Raw genomic sequence first — 18,864 nt, 5'->3', positions numbered from 1 at the left:
TGGTCATTCTACGCCCGCCGCGGCTAGATCGGCATCCGCATGATTTCCTCATAGGCCGAGATCACGCGATCGCGCACGGTGACCATGCTCTCGATCGCCATCTCGGTCTCGCTGAGGGCGGTGACCATGTCCACGATATTGGCCTTGCCGTTGACCATGTCGACGGCCATGGCGTCGCTGGCCTTGCCGGCATCGACTACGCCCTGCACCTGCTGGGCCAGGATTTCGGCAAAGTTGTTGCCCTTGCCCGGCGGATTGGCGAGGGCGGTGAGATCGGTATTCGGCTTGGCCGCCTGGTTGATCAGCCTGCTGGCATTGCTGTAGGCCGCGGTGGCAGCGTTGAACGGGGTATTGATGGCCATCTACTGGATTCCTAGCCGCGCAGGATGTCGAGCGTGCGCCCGAGCATCTGCCGCGTGACGGTGACGACGTTGAGGTTGGCTTCGTAGGTGCGCTGAGCCTCGCGCATGTCCATCGTCTCGATCAGCGGATTGACGTTGGGATACTGCACGTAGCCGCGCGCATCGGCGGCCGGATGGCCTGGCTCGTAGCGCGAGGTGAAGGCGCTCATGTCATAGGCCAAGTTCCCCACTTCGACGATCTTGCCGCCGACATCGGGGTCGAACGCCGACTCGAAGGTGGGAATGCGCCTGCGATAGGGCTCCTCCCCCGGCGCCTTGCCGGCGGAGTCCACGTTGGCGAGGTTTTCCGCGATGACGCGCATACGCGCCGTCTGCGCGTGCAGACCGGTGGCGGCGATCCGAAGCGACGAATTGAAGTCCATGCCGCGTTACTCCTAGGCCTGCCGGCCCATTGCCGTGCGAAGGATCTTGATCGATTTCTGATAGAGGCTGGTGGCCGCCTGATAGTCCATCATGTTGGTGGTCACCTTCATCATCTCGTCTTCCAGCGTCACGCCGTTGCCTTCCGGCGTGATCTCGAAATTGGCCATGCGCTGCGCATCGAAAACGCTCCCTTCGGCGCTCGACACCGAAAAGTGCATGGGTTGCGTCGCCGAGGTGGTGATGGTGGCCGACGAAAAACCGGCCCTGCGGTCGTCGAAGTCGTATTGTGCCAGGTCGCGCCCGCGATAGCCGGGCGTTTCGGCATTGGCGACGTTTTCGGCCAGCAGCCCTTGACGCGCCTGGTGCCAGCGCATCTTGTCGGTGAGCGCCGTAAAGACCGACATGTTCATCAGGCCCATTGGCCGAAATCCCCCGCGAGTCCCTGGCGACCCGATGGGCAAATCTTGCCGGTCTATGGTTAATCAAGCGTTAACCCGGGGTCGCTACGCCGATTGTGGCCTCGCATTCTGCACATTTGCCTTATGTGATAGGCAATATATGCCGCCCGGATTCGGGCGGGCCGCGAATTGGAGACCTTCATGCAGTTCATCACCAGCCTCTTCGGCGGCTCCGGCAGCACCCTGCTCACCGCACTCTTCGCGCTGGGCGCCGTTATCGTCGCCATCCTGCTGGTCCTGTGGCTGCTCAAGCTGGTGTTCAGCGCGTCCGGAAACGCGGTGCGCGGCCGCAACCGGCGCCTGGCGGTGGTGGACTCGCTCGCGCTTGACCCCAAGCGGCAATTGCTGATCATCCGGCGGGACGATGTCGAGCACCTGATCCTGGTGGGCGGAACGCAGGACATCGTGGTGGAAGCCGGTATCGCCATAGAGGAAGCCGCCGCGGCGCAGCCGCAGCGGCGTCCGATCCCCATGGTCGCGGGCCGCAAGCCGGCGCCGGCCAAGGCACAGCCAAGCGCCGTTGTCGCTCCGGCCCCGGCCGCGCCGGCCGCTGCGACGGCCGCACCGCGAGCAGCCGCAAGCGCCGCGCCGACCACCGCCATCGAACAGTTGCGTGAGCTCGGACTGCCCACCAACAAGCGCGCCCATCTGTCGCTGCGCCATACAGGACTGCTCCGCCCGGTCAGCGAAACGGAAATGCCGGTTTCCCCCGAAAACTCTCCAGCTCCCGTCGTGGCCGCGTCCGACTCAGCTAAAGAGGAAACGGCGCGGCGTGACGTAGAAGGCACCGACCTTGTCGAGGATACCAACGAGGCAAACCGGAACTGAGGCGCCCCCGCCGCTGCGGCGGGTCGCACCCTATGTCGGCCTGATTGCCTTTGCCCTGGTTGCCCTCCTCCCCGCCGTCGCGCTGGGCCAGGACATATCGATCGACTTCGGCGACGACACCACGCTGACCGAGCGTGCTGTCCAGCTCATCGGCCTGATCACCCTGCTGTCTCTGGCGCCCTCCATCCTGGTGATGGTGACCAGCTTCACACGTATCGTGGTGGTGCTCTCGCTGTTGCGCACCGCCATCGGCCTCCAGACCGCGCCGCCCAACTCGGTCATGGTGTCGCTGGCCTTGTTCCTGACCATCTTCGTGATGCAGCCGACGCTGCAACAGAGCTACGACCAAGGCATCGCGCCGCTGCTGGCGGGGGACATCGAGATTGCCGAGGCATTCGAACTGGGCAGCGCACCGCTGCACGAGTTCATGCGCGCCAATGTGCGGGAGCAGGATCTCGGACTGTTCTACGACCTGACGGATGCACCCATTCCCGAGGACCCGGAGGCAATCCCCCTGCAGCTGCTGATCCCGGCCTTCATGATATCGGAGCTGCGCCGCGCCTTCGAGATTGGCTTCCTGCTGTTTCTGCCCTTCGTGGTCATCGACATGGTCGTCGCCTCGGTGCTGATGAGCATGGGCATGATGATGCTGCCACCGGTGGTGATCTCGCTGCCGTTCAAGCTGATTTTCTTTGTGCTCGTCGACGGCTGGTACCTGGTCGCCGGCTCGCTTGTCCGCAGCTTTGTTGGTGGCGGCGGCGGATAGCTACTGCGCGCTGGCCATTCCCGCACTGGGCTCGGTCGCCGTGAGTGGCGCCAGGGCACCTTCGCCGGCATAGGTGTCGCGGTATGAGGTCAGGAAGGCGTTGATGCCACCGACATCGGCGACCTGGTTGGCCACGGCCTTGAATTCAAGGCTGGTGACGGCAACCTGCCCGGTCACCAGGTCGAAGATCGGCCATTCGGGCGTAACCACCATGGCGTCGCCGAACTTGGACCGCAGGCGCGAGAGGCCGAAGCTGTCGCCGGCCAGGGCAAAGCCGACAGCGGCCTTGATCAATCCCATGCGCGTCGGCTGGTCGAGCGGCGCTCCGCCGGGCTGGCCGGCATAAAGGGCTTCCAGCATCTCGCTGGCCTGCTCGTAACGCTTGGCCTTCCAGTGCGCGTCGATGCGCAGCAGCGTCACATCCTGTCCATCCATGTCACGTAACAGGTCAAGCGCCAGCTGGTCGCGGCCGCCGTCGATCATGGCGCGCGCCTCCAGTACACGCCGCTGGCGCAGCAGGGTCTCCGGCAGGTCGGGCAGACGGGTGGTATTGAGCACGCGCAACGCTTCCTGCGGCTTGCGGTCGGCAAGGTAGATGATGGCAAGGTCAGCCGCGATCTGCGTACGGGCCACCCCGGTCAGGCGGTTGTCGAGCTGATATTCGAGCAGTTCGGCAGCCTGCGGCAGCAGGTCCATCCGCACCAGGCGGCGCGCCAGGTTGCGGATCATCTCGTCACCACGCGATCCAGGCGGCGTGAGCTGGCGGAAATCGTAAAACAGGCTGAGCGCATCGATTGGCCCGAGCGAGTCGGCGGCGCCGTTCAAGAACAGTTCGCTGAACATCCGCTGCGCTTCATCGCGCATCGCGTTGACCGGGGGGCTCTCAGGGTAATTGGCGACCGCCTGCCGCACCGTCTCGAAACCGCTGCGGTAGTCCCCAGCGCGGAAGTAGAAGTCGGCCAGCATGGTCTGCATGTCCGCCTCGAGCGCATTGCCACGCCACAGCAAGGCTTCGGCCGACAGCGTGTGGGCAGCCTTGGCGAGGTCCAGCTTGCCCTGCTCGTCCAGCAGGCGCAGCGTACGGTAGATGGCCTCGGCGCGGGTCGGCCGGATATCGGCGGCGATCACCTGGCCATAGGTATCGAGGGCCTCCGAAATACGGTCGTGGCCTTCATCAATCCGGCCGGACAGCAGGTGATAGAGGCTCGATTCCTCCGGATCGAGGCTGGCAAAATCGATGTCGTCGAGGAAGCGCTCCGCCCGCGGCAGGTCGTTGGTTTCCACCGCCGAGCGCAAGGCCGCGAAGTAGAATTTGTTGCGGACCCAGACTGGATAGTTCTCGACGATGCCGGTGGCCTCGTTTGCGTCGGAGCTGGCGCCCTTGAAATCGTAGGCATCGGCCCGGGCAATGGTGCGCCACAACAGCGCATCGAGTTCCTGGCCGACCGAGGAGGCGTTGAGAATGCGCAGCGCGTCGGCAGGACGCGACGCCAGCGTCTCGGCTATGGCCTTGGTGATGCGCACCTTGCGGGTGAGGTCTTCCGCCTTCAGGTCGGCCTCAAGCACCTTGAGCACGCCGAGTGCCTCGTGGGCAAAGCGATTGGCGACATAATACTGCGCCAGGTCGAGGCGGGCCACGTCACGGTCCCGACCCTCGCCACCAGCCGCCTTGGCCAGAAGGTCCTCGATATGCGCAGCGAAGGCGCCATAGTCCTTCTCTTCCAGGCTCGCCAGGTCGACATAGCTGCCGCGCAGGCTTTCGGTAATACCGTTGCCCAGCGTACGCGGCGTATCGATGGCCGACACGGTCAGGCCACCCGAAGTCGACATGACGGCCAGGTCGTTCTCGATGGCCAGATCGAGTTCGGGCGTTTCGGGCTTGATGACCAGGCCATGCACACTGCGCAGCGCCGAGAAGTCGACATAGTCCAGCGTCCGGGTAACCCCGCGTGCCGGCGGATAGGCCGTGACCACCTTGAGCAGGTCCCCGACCATCGGATCCCGGAATTCGTGCACACGGGCGGGTCGGGCAACATCGGCCACAACCTCGAAGTTCCCCTCGATGTCGCGGCGACGGCTCAGTTCGATCGGCTCGGTCGGCGTGAGCATGATGTCGCCCAGCGAGAGCACCCAGGCCATGCCTTCCGACCCCAGGGTAGCCAACCGATCCTGGGAGAGATCGACGCGCACCACCTGAGTGTCGCCCGAGGCAACGATGGAAAACTCGCTGGCAAGCGCGTCGAGCTCGTTAGAGTGCTCGGGCGGCAGGATGCCCGACACGCTGTCGAACATCATCCACAGCGTATCGCCGCGGCGAAACACGGCGGCCGGCGTATCCTGCTCGAACGGAAACACGACCCGGACTGTCGAGCCGAGAACGCTGACAAACGGCGTGATGGCGCTGGCCGTATTCTGCGGGAACAGCTTGTCGACCTGCGGGTCGGCAGGATCTTCGTGTGCCGCAGCATGCTCGTCCGGCGCGACATCGTCCACCAAGCTGGCGGCGGTGAAGCTCGGCAAGCCAACACCGGCAATGTCGACATCGAGAATGAACTGACGCGGCGAATTCTCGTAAAATCTCGGAGTGACGCCCTCGGCCAGCGCAAGCGTGACCAGCGAGCCGTCAGGGGTGACCGAATTCTCGACCGTGGCGATCTCCGGCGGCAGATCGGCCGTGAGGTCCCGCAGGTCCACGCCGACCGGCCATTCGAACGCAATGTGGCTGGTGGTTCCCTCCTGGACATATTCGGCCGTGGTCGGAACAGTCCAGTCGAACTGGAGGCGCATAAAAGTGGGATTGCGCCCCACCCGCAATGTGGCTTTCGGATCGAGGTCGACTACATCGGCGGCCTTGCGCTCGCGCTCGGCGGCAATGGCGGCCAGTCGAGCGCGCTCGGCCAGCTCGTCGATAATGTCCTGCGGCAGCGCCGGCGGCATGCCCTGCCAGGTCTGAGGCATCAGGTCGATGAACAGCTTTTCGCCAGCTTCGATGCGGTTGAAGTTGAATGCGGAACGCAGGCCCAGGCGAAGGCCCTTCCCGTCCGGATCAACGCGCGCCACCGAGAGATAGTCGGCCATCGTGGTGCCGACATCGGGAAGGATGATCGACACCTGCTCATCGAATTCGAGCGACAGCACACCATTCTCGATGCGCATCTTGTATTGGGGCAGGTCGTCGCGACCTGGAAAGCTCAGGATCAGCCGGGCGTAACCATCTTCCTGGGTGGCGAAAAGCTGCCCCTGCTCAACGGCCTGGGCAGGCGCAACCAGGCTGATCGCCGCCAGCACGGCGCCAATCAGCGCGACGCGCCATGTGCGTCGCAAACCATTGATGATCGCGGTCTTCACCGGCTTCTGCCCGCCCGACACACTTGGAGCGTCTCATGGCGCAGCCTTCGGCTCCGGGGACATAAAACGCATAGGTTACACGATAGTCCCGTGCACCCTAGCGACCCGTGCTTAACGTCGCCTTACGTCAATCGGTAAAGCCTTATTGACCAACGATTTGGGGCAGAGCGGCCAAATCCTCAGGGGTCATTTCGGAGGCAGGACGATCGGCCAGGGCCGCCATCTGCACCGTCAGTTCCTGGGCACGGGTGGCGTTCATCTGGGCCAGAATGGGCGCCATCTTGCGTGGGCTCATGGTCTTGGCGACCCGCAGCAAGACATCCATTTCCAGGTTGTTGAAGATGTTGGCGGCGTCCTTGGGCTTCATGTTCTCATACATGGCCACGATGCCGGCAAACTGACCGGTCTCCATTTCCTCGCGCTGGTCGACCAGCGCGGAAATCTGGGCCTCCAGGGCCTCCAGCGTCGCCGTGCGCTCCTCGATGCGCTTCTCGGCGGCATCGACGATGGATTCGCGCATCGCCAGATCCTGCTCATATTGCTGCAACTCGGTGCGGCGGGCGGTCAGTCGCTCCAGCAACTGCTGTTCGGTGCCCGAAACGCCATCGGCGCTGACCAGCGGAACGATCTTGCCGTCGTCGCTGATTTCCATCGGCACCACATCGCCCGAGGGCAGGCAATCGGTCGTCATCTGCGCAGCAAAGCTGTCTTCGGGAACGACGACCGGCTCTTCCTCCGGAGCGGCCTCGCTTGCGGCGGCTGGTGCGCCGTGCCCACCGGCATCGGCAGTTCCTGAAGCCGGGTTCAGCACCACCTCGCCACCGTCGGTAATCGAGGCATTGGAGACCACGCAGTTGGTGCCGGGCGCGGCGGCATGTCCGGCATCGGCCTCCCCTTCGGTCGTCGCGGCCGCGTCGGCGGCCGGGGCGCCGTGATCACCGCCGGCATCGGCTGCCTCAGCGGCTGGCGCCCCGTGGCCGCCTGCTTCGGCGGGCTCGGCGCCAAGCGTCGGCGCGGGATCGGCGATGGTGGGACTGGTATCTTCGATGGTGGGCTCGCCAGCCGGGGTGACCGTAGAATCGGTCTCCGTGGTTCCAGCGGCAGAGCCAGAACCGGTGCCGGACGCCTGAACCGTCCCAATGCCGGTCAGCACATAGCCGCCATTGGTGACAAGACCGAGGGTCTTGAGCACCAGCAAGGCGGCGATGGCCAGAACAACGACCGGCAGGAGACGGATTTGGGTCACGCGGCGGCTCCACGAGTGCGGACGCGGGCCGATAGCTGCTCCAATGCGGACTGCACCTTGTTGGGCTGCTCGACCGGCTCGATGGCCTGGCTGTGGCGCGCCACGCTGGTGATCTTGGCGATCCGCTCCATCAAAACCGTGCCGGCATTGACGTGGTTGGCCAGCTCGATGCCGAAGCGTTCGGCCTCTTCAAGGCGCGAATTGAGCGACAGGTCGGCTTCGACGGCCGTCTGCTTGAGCTCCTTGATCGCCTGATTGGCAAGGTTGGTCGCCCCCACAAGGTCGGCCACCATCTGCCGCATCACGTCCTTGTCGGCATGCAGCCGCTTTAGGCGCTGGTTGAGCACGATGCAGTATCCGATTGTCAGCGCGAGCAGAACGGCGACAGCGCCTTCCACAAGTAGGCCCAGGGGCAAACCGAACATCATCGTCCTTCCATATTCTCGTCGATGGCCTCGAAGGCCGCCATGGTGACCTTGGGCGGGTTGAGCGGGCGGGAAACCCGCACGGATACGTGGTTGCCGATATGGCCCATGATCGCCTCGGTGAGCTCGACATCGCCGCAGCGCAGCCGTACCGGATCGGTCGGGGTTCGATCGAACATCACCGTATCGCCCGGCTTGATCGACAGCATGCGCGAAAGGGGAAGGTCCTGCTCGTGCAGCACGGCCTCGACCTCTACGTCGGCGGCGTAGATTTCGGTCGCAAGGTGGCCTTCCCAGATCGGATCGCGGCCAAACTTTTCGCCCATGAACATCTGCAGCAGCTGTTCGCGGATGGGCTCGATGGTCGCGTATGGCAGGAGAATTTCGATCTTGCCGCCACGGTCGTCCATCTCGATGCGCAGCTCGATCAGGATGGCGGCATTGCCCGGGCGGGAGATCGCTGCGAAGCGCGGGTTGGTCTCCATGCGCTCGAGCTTGAAATTGACCTGGGTCACCGGCTCGAATGCGCGATGGGTGTCGTCGAGGATCACCTCGATCATCCGGCGGGCCAATGCCATTTCGATGGTGGTATAGGGGCGGCCTTCCACGCGGATATTGCCGCCAACCCGGCGCCCGCCCAGCAGCACGTCGATCATCGAATAGATCAGGCTGGAGTCGACCGTCAGCAGCCCGTAATTCTCCCATTCCTCAGCCTTGATGACGGACAGAATGGCCGGCAGCGGGATGGAATTGAGGTAATCCCCGAAGCGCACCGAGGAAATCGAGTCCATGGTGACTTCGACATTGTCGGACGTGAAATTGCGCAGCGAGGTCGTCGCCAGCCGCACCAGGCGGTCAAAGACGATTTCGAGCATCGGCAGACGCTCGTAGCTGACCAGGGCCGAATTGATCAGCGCCTGGACGCCCGTCAGTTCGACATTGCTGCCGACGCTGGCATCGAAACCGAGCAGGCTGTCGATTTCGTCCTGGTTGAGGACGCGATCGGCACCGCCATCGCCGGCGGCGTCGGTGCCCTCGATCATCGCGGCCCATTCCGCGGCGGCCGCGGCGGCCTTTTCCTCGTCGGTCATGTCCTCGTCATTGACGACGTCATCGGCACCCACGACCCCGTCGAGGCCCCATTCATCGGCAAGCTTGTCCTGTTCGGTAGGGCCAGCCATCACTGCACCAGGATTTCCTTGAACAGGATGGACTCCACGCGCGTGGGATAGATCGCGACATTGACGCGACGCAGCAGCTCTTCCTTGAGACGATAGACCCCAGCTGAGCCCTCAAGGTCGGAGCGGCGCAGCTCGCGCATGTAGACCTGGAACGCATCGACCACCTTGGCCATGCTCGGCTGGATCGCCAGCATGGTCTCCTCATTGGCGACTTCCAGGGCGACGGTCAGCTTCATGAAAGCCTCCTTCTGCCCCTCTTCGCCATTGAGGTTCACGATCATCGGCGGAAGATTGAAGATGAAGGTATGGCCGGCTGCCGCCGTACCGCCATGTCCATCGGTAGCGGCACCGTCGGCCGCATGCTCCCCTTCCGCCGGCGCGGAGCCGGATGACAGGAAAAAGAACAGGCCAGCGCCGCCCAGCAGCACGACGATGGCAGCCGCACCGATGATGATGAAGAGCTTGGGTATCCCCTTCTTGGCCGGGGCGCCTTCTTCGACTTCTGCTTCCGCGGCCATGCCAACCTGCCAAATACGAGGCTTCCCGGACGATTCCGGCTGTTGGTCCAGCTAAGCGCCCGATGGTTAATGATTGGTTACAAAGCGCCTGAAGCGGCAAAATTTGCCGGGCAGCTTTTGCCGCGCAGGGAAAGGATAGCGCGGCAAGGTTAGCGGTCGCCTTTCGCTATCCATTTGATTTTATTAAATTTTGCGACCTGGCATGGTTTCTGCAATGTAAATTGCGAGGCGGCAGGCTTGGGGAAGCCGGCAGTCTCGGGGACGTTAACATTCCGGGGATCAGCGATGATCGAGAACGCGCAACTGATCGGCCTTTCCAGGCAGATCGCGCTCCAGCGGCAGATGGATGTCGTGGCCAACAACATGGCCAACATCAACACGACCGGCTTCAAGGCAGAGAACATCCTGTTTGAAGAATATGTGATGCCGGTGGCCCGCGACCGGGACTTCCCCCGCCTCGACCAGCCTCTGTCCTATGTCCAGGACTGGGCCACCACGCATGACCTGAGCAGCGGCGCCATGGTGCAGACCGGCAATGAGCTCGATGTCGGCCTCAATGGCGACGGCTTCTTCGCGGTTCAGACACAGGCTGGCGAACGCTGGACCAAGTCGGGCGCCTTCCAGCTCAGCGCCAATGGCACGCTGGTCGATCTCAACGGCAACCCGGTGCTTGGCGAAGGCGGTCCCATCCAGTTCGCCCCGGAAGAGACCGGTATCCTCATCGCATCGGACGGCTCGATCAGCACCAGTGCAGGGCCGAAAGGCCGGTTGCGCCTGGTCGAATTCGCCAATCCGCAGGCTCTGACCCGCGAAGGCAGCAACCTGTGGGCCGGCGGCCAGCCACTGGTGGCAGCCAATAGCCGGGCGATGCAGGGTTTCACCGAAAAGTCCAACGTCTCGGGAGTGACTGAGATGGCCGAAATGATCCGCGTGCAACGCGCATATGAATCGGCCGCCAACCTCGCCCAGAAGCAGGATGAGCTGCGCCGCACCGCCATCCAGCGTCTTGGCGACGCCAACGCGTAACCTGAGGATCCTGCCATGAAAGCTCTCTACATCGCATCGACCGGCATGAGCGCCCAGGAACGCAACGTCGAAGTCATTTCCAACAATATCGCCAACATGCGGACCACTGGCTACAAGCGCCAGCGCGCCGAGTTCGAAGACCTGCTCTACCAGCAGATCACGCGGGCCGGTTCGCAGACTTCGGACCAGGGTACCCTGATCCCAGCAGGCCTCGAAATCGGTTCGGGCGTGCGCACGGTCTCCACCCCGCGCGTCATGAGCCAGGGTACAGTCAACATCACTGAGCGCGAACTCGATGTGGCCATCCGCGGCGAGGGCTTCTTCATGGTGCAACTGCCCGATGGGCGCACCGGCTACACCCGCGACGGCTCCTTCGAGCGGTCGCCGGATGGCACGATCGTCACCTCGACCGGCTATACCATCGACCCCGGCATCACCATTCCCGGCACCGCCGACGGCGTCGCCATCTCACCGGATGGCATGGTCAGCGCCTATCTCGACAATGCAACCACTCCTACCCAGCTCGGTCAGCTCCAGCTCGCCCGCTTCGTCAACAAGTCGGGCCTGGAATCGATGGGTGACAACCTGTTCCTCGAAACGGCCGCCAGCGGCCCCGCCCAGGTTGCCGTGCCCAATGCCGACGGTGCCGGCGACCTGCTGCAGGGCTACCTCGAAATGGCCAACGTCAATTCCGTCACCGAAATCGCCGACCTCATCGCTGCCCAGCGCGCCTACGAGATGAACGCCCGTGTCATCTCAGGCGCCGATCAGATGATGCAGGCCACCAGCCAGCTGCGTTGAGGGGGCTCTCGTGATGATCCTGCGTTCCGCAATCGCCACCTTCGCCGGCCTGCTGTTGTCGGGCAGTGCCTGGGCCACGCCGCTGCTCAAGGCCGAAATCGTGGTTACCGCTCCCATCGTAACCGTCGGCGACATGTTCGAGGCGGCCGGTGCCGGTGCCGAGCAGCCGCTGTTCCGCGCACCCAAGCCAGGCACCACCGGAATGGTCAGCATTTCCGACATCGGCGCGGCTCTCGCCCGCGTCGGCATCAGTGATTTCGAGAACGGCGGCCTCGACGGCGTCCGTGTGACCCGCGCCGCCGCCGTGGTCGATGAACGCGTGCTCTCCGACCTCATCGCCGCCGACCTGGCCGGACGGGGCATCATCACCGACGGCATGACGGTCGACACCCTGTTCTCGGTGCCTGTCCAGCCGGTCAATGCCGAGGCAGTCGCCGAACCGGCCACCATCATCAACCTGCGCTACCTGCCAGGCAACGGCGCCTTCACCGCCCGCTTCACCATTGCCGGCATGGAGCAGCCGCTGGACGTTTCCGGCTCGATCGAGCTGATGATCGCGGCTCCCCATATCAATGCCAGCCTTCCCGCGGGCACCCTGTTGTCGGCCGAGAACATCGAGATGCGGCCGGTGCCGCTCAAATTCGTCGAGAGCACGGGCGTGCCGCGATTGGAAGATGTCGTCGGCAAGAGCCTGGTACGCCAGAGCCGCGAAGGCATGATGCTCAAGGCTTCGGACGTCAGCGTGCCCCTGCTGATCAGCAAGAACGACCCCGTGACCATCTATTTCCGCCAGGGCCCGATGACGCTGACCGTCAAGGGCCAGGCCGTGACCGGCGCCGCCGCGGGCGGAATGGTGCAGGTCATCAACCTCATGTCCAAGCGCGTCATCAGCGCCACCGCCATTTCGGCCGGCGCCGTCCAAGTCAGCGCTGCACCCCTCGAACTTGCCGGCCTTTGATAGCCTTCAGGAGATAGACCAATGAACTTTTTCAAACTTGCCACCCTCCTGACGCTGACGGCAACCCTTGCAGGCTGCAGCACCATGGACCAGCTCGCCAGCGTCGGGCAGGCTCCGCCGCTGACCGCCATTGCCGATCCGACCACCACGGCCGGTTACCAGCCGGTACATATGCCCATGCCGGAAGCCATTGCCGACACCTACCAGCCCAATTCGCTGTACCGCACGTCGGCGCGCGGTTTCTTCAAGGATGAACGCGCCCACCGCATCGGCGATATCCTGACCGTGATGGTGACGATCGATGACAGCGCCAAGATCGCCAACACCACCCAGTCAGGCCGCAACGCTACCAATACCGCTGGCATGGGCGGCATCTTTGGCGTGGCCGTCGACAATCTCAGCGCCGGCAGCATCGATCCTTCGGCCATGATCCAGTTCGACTCCGGCCTCACCAATCGCGGCAACGGCTCGGTCAACCGCTCGGAAAGCCTCGAAACCTCGGTGGCGGCGGTCGTGACCCAGGTGCTGCCCAATGGCAACCTGGTCATCGAAGGGCGGCAGGAAGTCCGGGTGAATTTCGAAGTGCGCGACCTGATCGTCGCCGGCATCGTGCGTCCCTCCGACATCCAGGCCAACAACACCATCCTGTCGTCCAAGATTGCCGAAGCCCGCATCTCCTACGGCGGTCGCGGCCAGATCACCAACATGCAGCAGCCGCGCTACGGCCAGCAGGCGATGGACGCCATCCTGCCCTTCTAAGGCAGGCCAGTTTCCCTGCCGCGCATCCCCCAATGGCGCGGCAAGGCTCCCCGGCAGATGCCAGAAGGCCCTGCCCGGTCGGATCCAGAACAGACCCGACCTTCCCAGAGGCGCAGTCCCCCCGGCTGCGCCTCTTCCCCATTGCAGGCGCTCAGGCCTGCTCGTCCTTGCGGCGGGCCAGGATGAATTCGCGTCCACCCGCCAGCTTGTTGCTGTTGGGCTTGTCGGGATCAACCACGCGCCAGAACGGAACGGCGCGTCGACCCGCCTGATGATCGGCCACGGACTTGGCGGCGACGATCTTGATCATGCGTTGTGTGGTTACGGGGCAGGTCGCTTCCACCCCATACTGCATTGCCAGCGCCGCACGCAGGTCGGCAAGGGAGCGCGTTTCGCCCGCCGGCACCGCCTGTATCTGCCGGGCTATGGCCTCGGCACTGGGCAGCAGCATGGTCTGGTCGACCATGACGCCGTTGACGCTGTGCGGCCGGATCTTGATGGTGCTGTTATCGGTCATGGCGCCATCATAGCGCATCGGCGCCACCCGCGGCTTGATCGAAATTGCGCACTGTGAAAGACCTTGGGCAAACCCGGAGTATGCCGCATGTCCTTCCAGAAACTCGATGATCTCGGTCGCAAGCTCGAAGCGCTGGAGCATGCGCTCTCGATCCTTGGTGCCGACGAAGCCACCCATATGGCCGTGGGCGGCGGCGAGAAGCGAGCCGAAGCCATGTCGAACCTGGCAGGCATGTACCATGCGCAGGCGACCGCGCCTGATATCGCCGACTGGATCGAGGCGGCGAAACCCGAGACCGAGGACCAGAAGCTGGCTTTGGCCGAATTCAAGCGGCAGTATACCAATGCCACGTGCCTCCCGACCGAGTTCGTCGAGCGCCGTACCGCCGCCACGATGCGCTCCGAGCAGCTATGGCGCGAACTACGGGCCAAGGGCGATTGGGACAGCTTCCTGCCCGCGCTCGAGGGCGTGGTGGCGCTGGTTCGGGAGGAGTCACAGTTGCGCGCCGAGGCGTTGAAGCTGGCGCCCTATGACGCATTGATGGAGCAGTATGATCCGGGCAATCGTACCGCCGATCTCAACCTGGTCTTCGATGACCTCAAGGGCTTCCTCAAGGGTTTCGTGCCCGAGGCCCTCGACGCGCAGGAGCGCCGGCTCGCCAAGCGTCCGCGCAAGACGCTCAACGCGCCCTACCCGATCGAGAAGCAGCGCGAACTGGGTCTTGCGGCGATGCGCGCGGTTGGCTTCGACTTTACCCATGGCTCGCTTGCCGTATCGCACCACCCCTTCTGCGGCGGCGTACCCTCAGACGTGCGCATGACGACACGCTACCGCACCGACGAGTTCCTGAGTTCGCTCATGGGCGTGCTGCACGAAACCGGCCATGCGCTCTACGAGCAGGGCCTGCCGAAAGAATGGTCGCATTGGCCGCTGGGCAAGGCTCGCGGCATGGGCATCCATGAATCGCAGTCGCTATTCGTCGAAATGCAGCTCGCCCGTAGCCCCGAATTCTGGGAATTCATGCTGCCGCTGGTGCATCAGCACCTGGGTGCAGATGCCATTCCGGGCTGGGAGATCGCCGATATCCTCAACGAGGTGAACTTCGTCGAGCGGGGTTATATCCGTGTCGATGCCGACGAGGTCACGTACCCGCTCCATGTCATCCTGCGCTACGAACTGGAGCAGGACCTGATCAACGGCAAACTCGAGGCCAGCCAGATCCCCGAGGCGTGGGACGCCAAGATGACCGAGTATCTGGGCATCTCAACGATCAACGACCCCAAGGATGGCCCGATGCAAGACGTGCACTGGCCGGGCGGTGCCTTCGGCTACTTCCCCAGCTACACGCTGGGCGCCCTGATCGCGGCGCAGCAATGGGCGGCGCTGGAAAAGGCGCAGCCGGGCCTGCGCGACGACATCCGCAAGGGCGATTTCACCGGCGTCAACCAGTGGCGCAGCGAGCAGATCTGGAGCCAGGGCTCGCGCTGGTCGACGCCGGACCTGATCACCAGGGCCACGGGCGAGCCACTGAACGCGGACTTCTTCAAGGCGCATTTGAAGCGGCGGTACCTGGCATAGCACCTTCAATTCGTGCCATTGGGAGAGGGTGGAGGTTGACATCCCCTGCCCCATCCCTATCTTCGCGCCATTCGCAGCACTGACCGGACGGTAACCGATGGATTCCACCCTGAACGATCGCTTTGCCCGCATCGCTCACCTGGAGTTCGTCAATGCCTGCTTCCGTTTCCCTGCATCACCTTTCCTATTCCACGCCGGATAATCAGCCGCTCTTTACCGGCCTTGAACTGTCGTTCGGCGCCGAGCGAACCGGCCTGATCGGCCGTAATGGCACCGGCAAATCCAGCCTGCTCCGCATCATCACCGGACACCTGCAGCCGTCAGCGGGGTCTGTCACGGTGCAGGGCAGCATCGGCATGCTCACCCAGTCCGTCCAGGTCGGTCCTGACGATACCGTGGCCGACCATCTCGGCATAGCCGGTGAACTGGCCCGGCTCGACCGGCTGGAACAGGGGCTGGGCACCATCGACGATGCCGGCGAGGCCGATTGGACGCTGCCGGGCCGTATCGAAACCGCACTGGCCGAAGTCGGCCTGCCGGCCCTTGCGCCCGAACGCCTGCTGTCGACGCTGAGCGGCGGCCAGCGCACGCGGCTTGCCCTCGCCCGGCTGATCCTGGCGGCGCCCGATATCATCCTGCTCGATGAGCCCACCAACAATCTCGACGCCGACGGGCGCCAGGCGGTGGTCGATCTGCTGCATGGCTGGCGGGGCGCCGCCATCGTGGTCAGCCACGATCGCGCCCTGCTGCGGGAGATGGACGCCATCGTCGAGCTGACCACGCTCGGTGCCAGGACCTATGGCGGCAACTGGGATCACTATGCCGAGCGCAAAGCGCTGGAACTGGCCGCCGCCGAGCACGAGCTCAGCACCGCCGAGCGCCGCGTGGTGGAGATCGATCGCAAAATCCAGGCCGTTGCCGAGAAGAAGGCCCGCAAGGATGGCGCCGGCAAACGCAAGGCCGCCAGGGGCGACATTCCCAGGATCATGCTGGGCGGCATGAAGGAGAATGCCGAGAACACCAGCGGCGAAGGCGCCAGGCTGGCCAATCGCCTGCGGGCCGACGCCGCCGAGGCGGCCAGCGACGCCCGTAGCAAGGTGGAAATCCTGACCCCGCTGTCGGTAACGCTGACGCCAACAAACCTTCCCGCCGGCCGGACGGTGTTGCAGGCCGATGGACTGACCGGCGGCCCCGACGCGGCCTCGCCGATCATTCGCGAGGTCTCCCTGCAATTGACGGGACCGGAACGGGTTGCCATTGCAGGGCCTAATGGCTCGGGCAAGACCACACTGCTGCGCCTGCTCACCGGCGCCTTGCCCGCCAGCGCGGGCGTGGCGCGAATCCTGGTGCCATATGCCATGCTCGATCAGACCGTGAGCCTGCTCGATCCAGGGCTGACCATTCGCGACAATTTTCGCGCCCTCAATCCGGAGTCCGACGAAAATACCTGCCGCGCGGCCCTGGCGCGGTTCATGTTCCGGGCGGATGCGGCGCTGCAAACCGCGGGCACGCTGAGCGGCGGGGAAATGTTGCGGGCGGGCCTGGCCTGTACGATCGGCGGCGACAACCCACCGCAATTGCTCATCCTCGACGAGCCGACCAATCACCTCGATATCCACGCCATCGAGCAGGTCGAGGCCGGACTGCGCGGTTATGACGGGGCCCTGCTGGTGGTGAGCCACGACGCCGCTTTCCTGGCAGCGATCGGCATCGGCCGCACGATTGCCTTGCCGATGAACCCAGTCTGAACCCGCCACTCAGAGGCTGTTCCAAATCAGTCAGTTAATCCTCGTGTCATCGGCAAGAAGCGCTCGGAGGGAGCGCAGCCAAGACAGGAGAGACCCAAATGATCCGCAAGCTCGTCATGACCGCAGTCGCCGCCGTCGTCATCAGCGCCTCGGCTGCCCCCGCCATGTCCAACGACATCTTTGTCGACCAGTTCGGCTTCGGCAACGCCACCGGCGGCAGCCAGCTCGGCTGGAACAACAAGTTTGGCGTCAAGCAGACTGGCAACTGGAACACCGGCATTTCCCACCAGACCGGCGGCAACAACACCAGCGCCATCGGCCAGCAGGGCAACAACAACTACGGCGATGTCTGGCAGAACGGCTGGAACAATGCCGGTGGCGTCGGCCAGTTTGGCGACAACCACACCGCAGTCCTGACCCAGGACGGCAATGGCAACGTCGCCGCCGGCGTGCAGGTCGGCAATGGTTGCAACGCCAATGTCACCCAGGCCGGTTCGGGCAACGTGACGGCTTTCGTCCAGGCCTGCCCCTGATCGGCTCCCCACGTGAGCTGCCTATAGCCGGAAGGGCCATCCCTTCCGGCTCGCATGCCCCAACCGACTTCAGGAGGAAGCCATGACCATTCCATCCCGGCGCAGCAGCGCCATCGCCCTCGGCCTTTTGGTCGCTACCCTGGCGGCAGGTGCCGGTTTCGCCAATTCCGGGACAGCCACCCAGTGCGGTATCGCCAAAAGCACGCAGGGCGGCATGCTTGCCCTCGAAGGCACCATTCTGAGCCCCGTCGCTGTGAGCGGCGAGTACCGCTTCGCCATCCAAAGCTCAGGCAATGGTGGCTCGTCCAACATCAGCCAGGGCGGCTATTTCACCGCCAATGCCAACCAAGCCACCCCGCTTGGCAAGGTGCTGATCAATGCCGGCTCCAACTACAGCGTCGTCTTCGACGTCACCGCCGGCGGCAAGAAGATCGATTGCGACCAGGACATTGCGAGCCTGCGTTGAATCACATCATCAGGACTGACTGAAGGGCCCCGTGAAATCGGGGCCCTTTGCTTTCTTTACCTCTCCCTTTCGGGGAGGGTCGGCCGCAGGCCGGGTGAGGGGGCCTTCGCCCATCACCGCGTCAAGAAAAGGCCCCCTCGCCCGCCTTGCTTCGCAAGTCGACCTCTCCCCCAGAAGGAGAGGTGAAGGTTCTGCTCCCACCCAAATCACCTCTCAAACAAATTTCACCGCTGAACCCATTCTGAACATCGCGCTCCAGATCGGTTCAGTCCGGTCCACCTAGTCTCGGGTCATCGGCTGGAACACCCCAGCAAATGCCAATACCCCTAAGGGAGAGATGCCATGACCACCAAGTTCACCAAGACTTTCGCCGCCGCTGTCGCTGCCGCCGTCATTGGCGTCGCCGCCCTCGCCGCTCCTGCCATGGCCGCTGGCCAGGTGTCGATCAGCTTCACCCCCACCGACCCGGAACAGCAGCAGGCGCTCGGCACCGGCCTCCAGCTCTTCTCGCTGATGCAGGGTCTGTCGGCCTCAGGCGCCAATGCCAGCCAGCACGGCAACTTCAATGCCGCCGGCTTCAACCAGAATGGCTCGGGCAATCACGGCCTGATCGTCCAGGAAGGCAATGGCCACAACGGCACCATTTCCCAGAACGGCAACAACAACAATTGCGGCCTGTTCCAGTTCGGCGAGAACACCAATGGCCAATGCGTGCAGAACGGCAATGGCCAGTCCAGCGTCACGACGGTGTTTGGGTTCTAGGCTTAGCGCCACCATCGAGTTCAGGCGGGCCCTTCGGGGCCCGTTTTCGTTTCGCACAAAACAGCGCAACCACTCGATCGTTACCCTCGGGCCCGACCCGAAGGCCCTGTACTTGCGGCGCAATCAGTACGTGCAACGCCCTCGGGTCAAGCCCGAGGGTG

At 64.0% G+C, this 18,864-nt stretch carries 20 protein-coding genes; 11 read left to right on the top strand and 9 right to left on the bottom strand.

All coding sequences use genetic code 11. The features are described from left to right. Positions 1 to 23: 23 nt before the first annotated feature. Genes fliE through flgB form a run of 3 tightly spaced genes read right to left on the bottom strand, consistent with a single transcriptional unit; the run spans position 24 to position 1,204 of the window. Positions 24 to 362, bottom strand: a complete 339-nt coding sequence (fliE, locus tag JI749_RS09805; RefSeq protein WP_233280721.1) for a flagellar hook-basal body complex protein FliE — start codon at positions 360 to 362, stop codon at positions 24 to 26. A gap of 11 nt (positions 363 to 373) precedes the next feature. After that, positions 374 to 784, bottom strand: coding sequence for a flagellar basal body rod protein FlgC (gene flgC / locus JI749_RS09800; protein WP_201652816.1), 411 nt, complete (start codon positions 782 to 784; stop codon positions 374 to 376). Between the two features lie 12 nt (positions 785 to 796). Beyond that, positions 797 to 1,204: a flagellar basal body rod protein FlgB gene (flgB, locus tag JI749_RS09795; protein WP_201652812.1), complete on the bottom strand. Its 408-nt coding sequence runs from the start codon at positions 1,202 to 1,204 to the stop codon at positions 797 to 799. A gap of 180 nt (positions 1,205 to 1,384) precedes the next feature. Between flgB and JI749_RS09790 the strand changes: the two genes are divergently transcribed. Then, on the top strand, positions 1,385 to 2,071 hold the full coding sequence (locus JI749_RS09790; RefSeq protein ID WP_201652809.1) for a flagellar biosynthetic protein FliO: 687 nt from the start codon (positions 1,385 to 1,387) through the stop codon (positions 2,069 to 2,071). After that, positions 2,046 to 2,837 carry a flagellar type III secretion system pore protein FliP gene (fliP, locus tag JI749_RS09785; RefSeq protein ID WP_407644908.1) on the top strand — a complete coding sequence of 264 codons (792 nt, stop codon included), beginning with the start codon at positions 2,046 to 2,048 and terminating at the stop codon, positions 2,835 to 2,837. Before JI749_RS09790 ends, fliP begins: the two co-directional genes overlap by 26 nt. Here fliP and JI749_RS09780 read toward each other — a convergent pair whose 3' ends face one another. The 5 genes from JI749_RS09780 to JI749_RS09760 form a co-directional block, all read right to left on the bottom strand. After that, a complete protein-coding gene (locus tag JI749_RS09780) occupies positions 2,838 to 6,185 on the bottom strand; it encodes a tetratricopeptide repeat protein (protein ID WP_201652806.1) in 3,348 nt (1,115 codons plus the stop codon). Positions 6,186 to 6,327: 142 nt separating this feature from the next. Next, positions 6,328 to 7,431, bottom strand: coding sequence for a MotE family protein (locus JI749_RS09775; RefSeq protein WP_201652803.1), 1,104 nt, complete (start codon positions 7,429 to 7,431; stop codon positions 6,328 to 6,330). After that, positions 7,428 to 7,856, bottom strand: a complete 429-nt coding sequence (locus JI749_RS09770; protein ID WP_201652800.1) for a DUF6468 domain-containing protein — start codon at positions 7,854 to 7,856, stop codon at positions 7,428 to 7,430. The genes JI749_RS09775 and JI749_RS09770 overlap by 4 nt, the downstream gene beginning before the upstream one ends. Further along, positions 7,856 to 9,037 (bottom strand): flagellar motor switch protein FliM, encoded by a 1,182-nt coding sequence (gene fliM, locus JI749_RS09765; RefSeq protein ID WP_201652797.1) that lies wholly within the window; start codon positions 9,035 to 9,037, stop codon positions 7,856 to 7,858. Before fliM ends, JI749_RS09770 begins: the two co-directional genes overlap by 1 nt. After that, positions 9,037 to 9,555, bottom strand: a complete 519-nt coding sequence (locus JI749_RS09760; protein WP_201652794.1) for a flagellar basal body-associated FliL family protein — start codon at positions 9,553 to 9,555, stop codon at positions 9,037 to 9,039. The genes fliM and JI749_RS09760 overlap by 1 nt, the downstream gene beginning before the upstream one ends. Before the next feature lie 288 nt (positions 9,556 to 9,843). Between JI749_RS09760 and flgF the strand changes: the two genes are divergently transcribed. From flgF to flgH, 4 genes are read left to right on the top strand one after another with little or no spacing between them, the layout of a single operon-like run. Further along, positions 9,844 to 10,581 carry a flagellar basal-body rod protein FlgF gene (gene flgF, locus JI749_RS09755; RefSeq protein ID WP_201662726.1) on the top strand — a complete coding sequence of 246 codons (738 nt, stop codon included), beginning with the start codon at positions 9,844 to 9,846 and terminating at the stop codon, positions 10,579 to 10,581. 15 nt (positions 10,582 to 10,596) lie between these two features. Continuing rightward, positions 10,597 to 11,382 (top strand): flagellar basal-body rod protein FlgG, encoded by a 786-nt coding sequence (flgG, locus tag JI749_RS09750; RefSeq protein WP_201652791.1) that lies wholly within the window; start codon positions 10,597 to 10,599, stop codon positions 11,380 to 11,382. A gap of 13 nt (positions 11,383 to 11,395) precedes the next feature. Further along, positions 11,396 to 12,340, top strand: a complete 945-nt coding sequence (gene flgA / locus JI749_RS09745; RefSeq protein WP_201652788.1) for a flagellar basal body P-ring formation chaperone FlgA — start codon at positions 11,396 to 11,398, stop codon at positions 12,338 to 12,340. Between the two features lie 21 nt (positions 12,341 to 12,361). Beyond that, positions 12,362 to 13,099: a flagellar basal body L-ring protein FlgH gene (gene flgH / locus JI749_RS09740; RefSeq protein ID WP_201652785.1), complete on the top strand. Its 738-nt coding sequence runs from the start codon at positions 12,362 to 12,364 to the stop codon at positions 13,097 to 13,099. A 151-nt stretch (positions 13,100 to 13,250) separates the two neighbouring features. On the opposite strand, the gene JI749_RS09735 is transcribed toward flgH, so the two are convergent. Further along, positions 13,251 to 13,616, bottom strand: coding sequence for a hypothetical protein (locus tag JI749_RS09735; RefSeq protein WP_201652782.1), 366 nt, complete (start codon positions 13,614 to 13,616; stop codon positions 13,251 to 13,253). Between the two features lie 87 nt (positions 13,617 to 13,703). Here JI749_RS09735 and JI749_RS09730 point away from each other — a divergent pair, with 87 nt between their 5' ends. From JI749_RS09730 to JI749_RS09710, 5 genes are all read left to right on the top strand, one after another. After that, positions 13,704 to 15,194, top strand: a complete 1,491-nt coding sequence (locus JI749_RS09730) for a carboxypeptidase M32 (RefSeq protein WP_201652779.1) — start codon at positions 13,704 to 13,706, stop codon at positions 15,192 to 15,194. A gap of 152 nt (positions 15,195 to 15,346) precedes the next feature. Then, positions 15,347 to 16,942, top strand: coding sequence for an ABC-F family ATP-binding cassette domain-containing protein (locus JI749_RS09725; RefSeq protein WP_201652776.1), 1,596 nt, complete (start codon positions 15,347 to 15,349; stop codon positions 16,940 to 16,942). A 98-nt stretch (positions 16,943 to 17,040) separates the two neighbouring features. After that, a complete protein-coding gene (locus JI749_RS09720; RefSeq protein ID WP_201652773.1) occupies positions 17,041 to 17,475 on the top strand; it encodes a curlin in 435 nt (144 codons plus the stop codon). Positions 17,476 to 17,557: 82 nt separating this feature from the next. Continuing rightward, complete coding sequence (gene csgH / locus JI749_RS09715) at positions 17,558 to 17,941, top strand: curli-like amyloid fiber formation chaperone CsgH (RefSeq protein WP_201652770.1); 384 nt, start codon at positions 17,558 to 17,560, stop codon at positions 17,939 to 17,941. A gap of 342 nt (positions 17,942 to 18,283) precedes the next feature. Beyond that, positions 18,284 to 18,703: a curlin gene (locus JI749_RS09710; protein ID WP_201652767.1), complete on the top strand. Its 420-nt coding sequence runs from the start codon at positions 18,284 to 18,286 to the stop codon at positions 18,701 to 18,703. The last annotated feature ends 161 nt before the right edge of the window (positions 18,704 to 18,864 follow it).

The sequence above is a fragment of the Devosia oryziradicis genome, assembly GCF_016698645.1.
GTDB lineage: Bacteria > Pseudomonadota > Alphaproteobacteria > Rhizobiales > Devosiaceae > Devosia > Devosia oryziradicis.
Note: the sequence above shows the minus strand (reverse complement) of the source record. Positions and strands in the feature narration are given on the sequence as shown.

Coding starts and splice junctions, on each gene's coding strand:
- fliE (WP_233280721.1), bottom strand. CDS start 362: ATGGCCATCAATACCCCGTTCAACGCTGCCACCGCGGCCTACAGCAAT.
- flgC (WP_201652816.1), bottom strand. CDS start 784: ATGGACTTCAATTCGTCGCTTCGGATCGCCGCCACCGGTCTGCACGCG.
- flgB (WP_201652812.1), bottom strand. CDS start 1,204: ATGGGCCTGATGAACATGTCGGTCTTTACGGCGCTCACCGACAAGATG.
- JI749_RS09790 (WP_201652809.1), top strand. CDS start 1,385: ATGCAGTTCATCACCAGCCTCTTCGGCGGCTCCGGCAGCACCCTGCTC.
- JI749_RS09770 (WP_201652800.1), bottom strand. CDS start 7,856: ATGTTCGGTTTGCCCCTGGGCCTACTTGTGGAAGGCGCTGTCGCCGTT.
- fliM (WP_201652797.1), bottom strand. CDS start 9,037: ATGGCTGGCCCTACCGAACAGGACAAGCTTGCCGATGAATGGGGCCTC.
- JI749_RS09760 (WP_201652794.1), bottom strand. CDS start 9,555: ATGGCCGCGGAAGCAGAAGTCGAAGAAGGCGCCCCGGCCAAGAAGGGG.
- flgG (WP_201652791.1), top strand. CDS start 10,597: ATGAAAGCTCTCTACATCGCATCGACCGGCATGAGCGCCCAGGAACGC.
- flgA (WP_201652788.1), top strand. CDS start 11,396: ATGATCCTGCGTTCCGCAATCGCCACCTTCGCCGGCCTGCTGTTGTCG.
- flgH (WP_201652785.1), top strand. CDS start 12,362: ATGAACTTTTTCAAACTTGCCACCCTCCTGACGCTGACGGCAACCCTT.
- JI749_RS09735 (WP_201652782.1), bottom strand. CDS start 13,616: ATGACCGATAACAGCACCATCAAGATCCGGCCGCACAGCGTCAACGGC.
- JI749_RS09730 (WP_201652779.1), top strand. CDS start 13,704: ATGTCCTTCCAGAAACTCGATGATCTCGGTCGCAAGCTCGAAGCGCTG.
- JI749_RS09725 (WP_201652776.1), top strand. CDS start 15,347: ATGCCTGCTTCCGTTTCCCTGCATCACCTTTCCTATTCCACGCCGGAT.
- JI749_RS09720 (WP_201652773.1), top strand. CDS start 17,041: ATGATCCGCAAGCTCGTCATGACCGCAGTCGCCGCCGTCGTCATCAGC.
- csgH (WP_201652770.1), top strand. CDS start 17,558: ATGACCATTCCATCCCGGCGCAGCAGCGCCATCGCCCTCGGCCTTTTG.
- JI749_RS09710 (WP_201652767.1), top strand. CDS start 18,284: ATGACCACCAAGTTCACCAAGACTTTCGCCGCCGCTGTCGCTGCCGCC.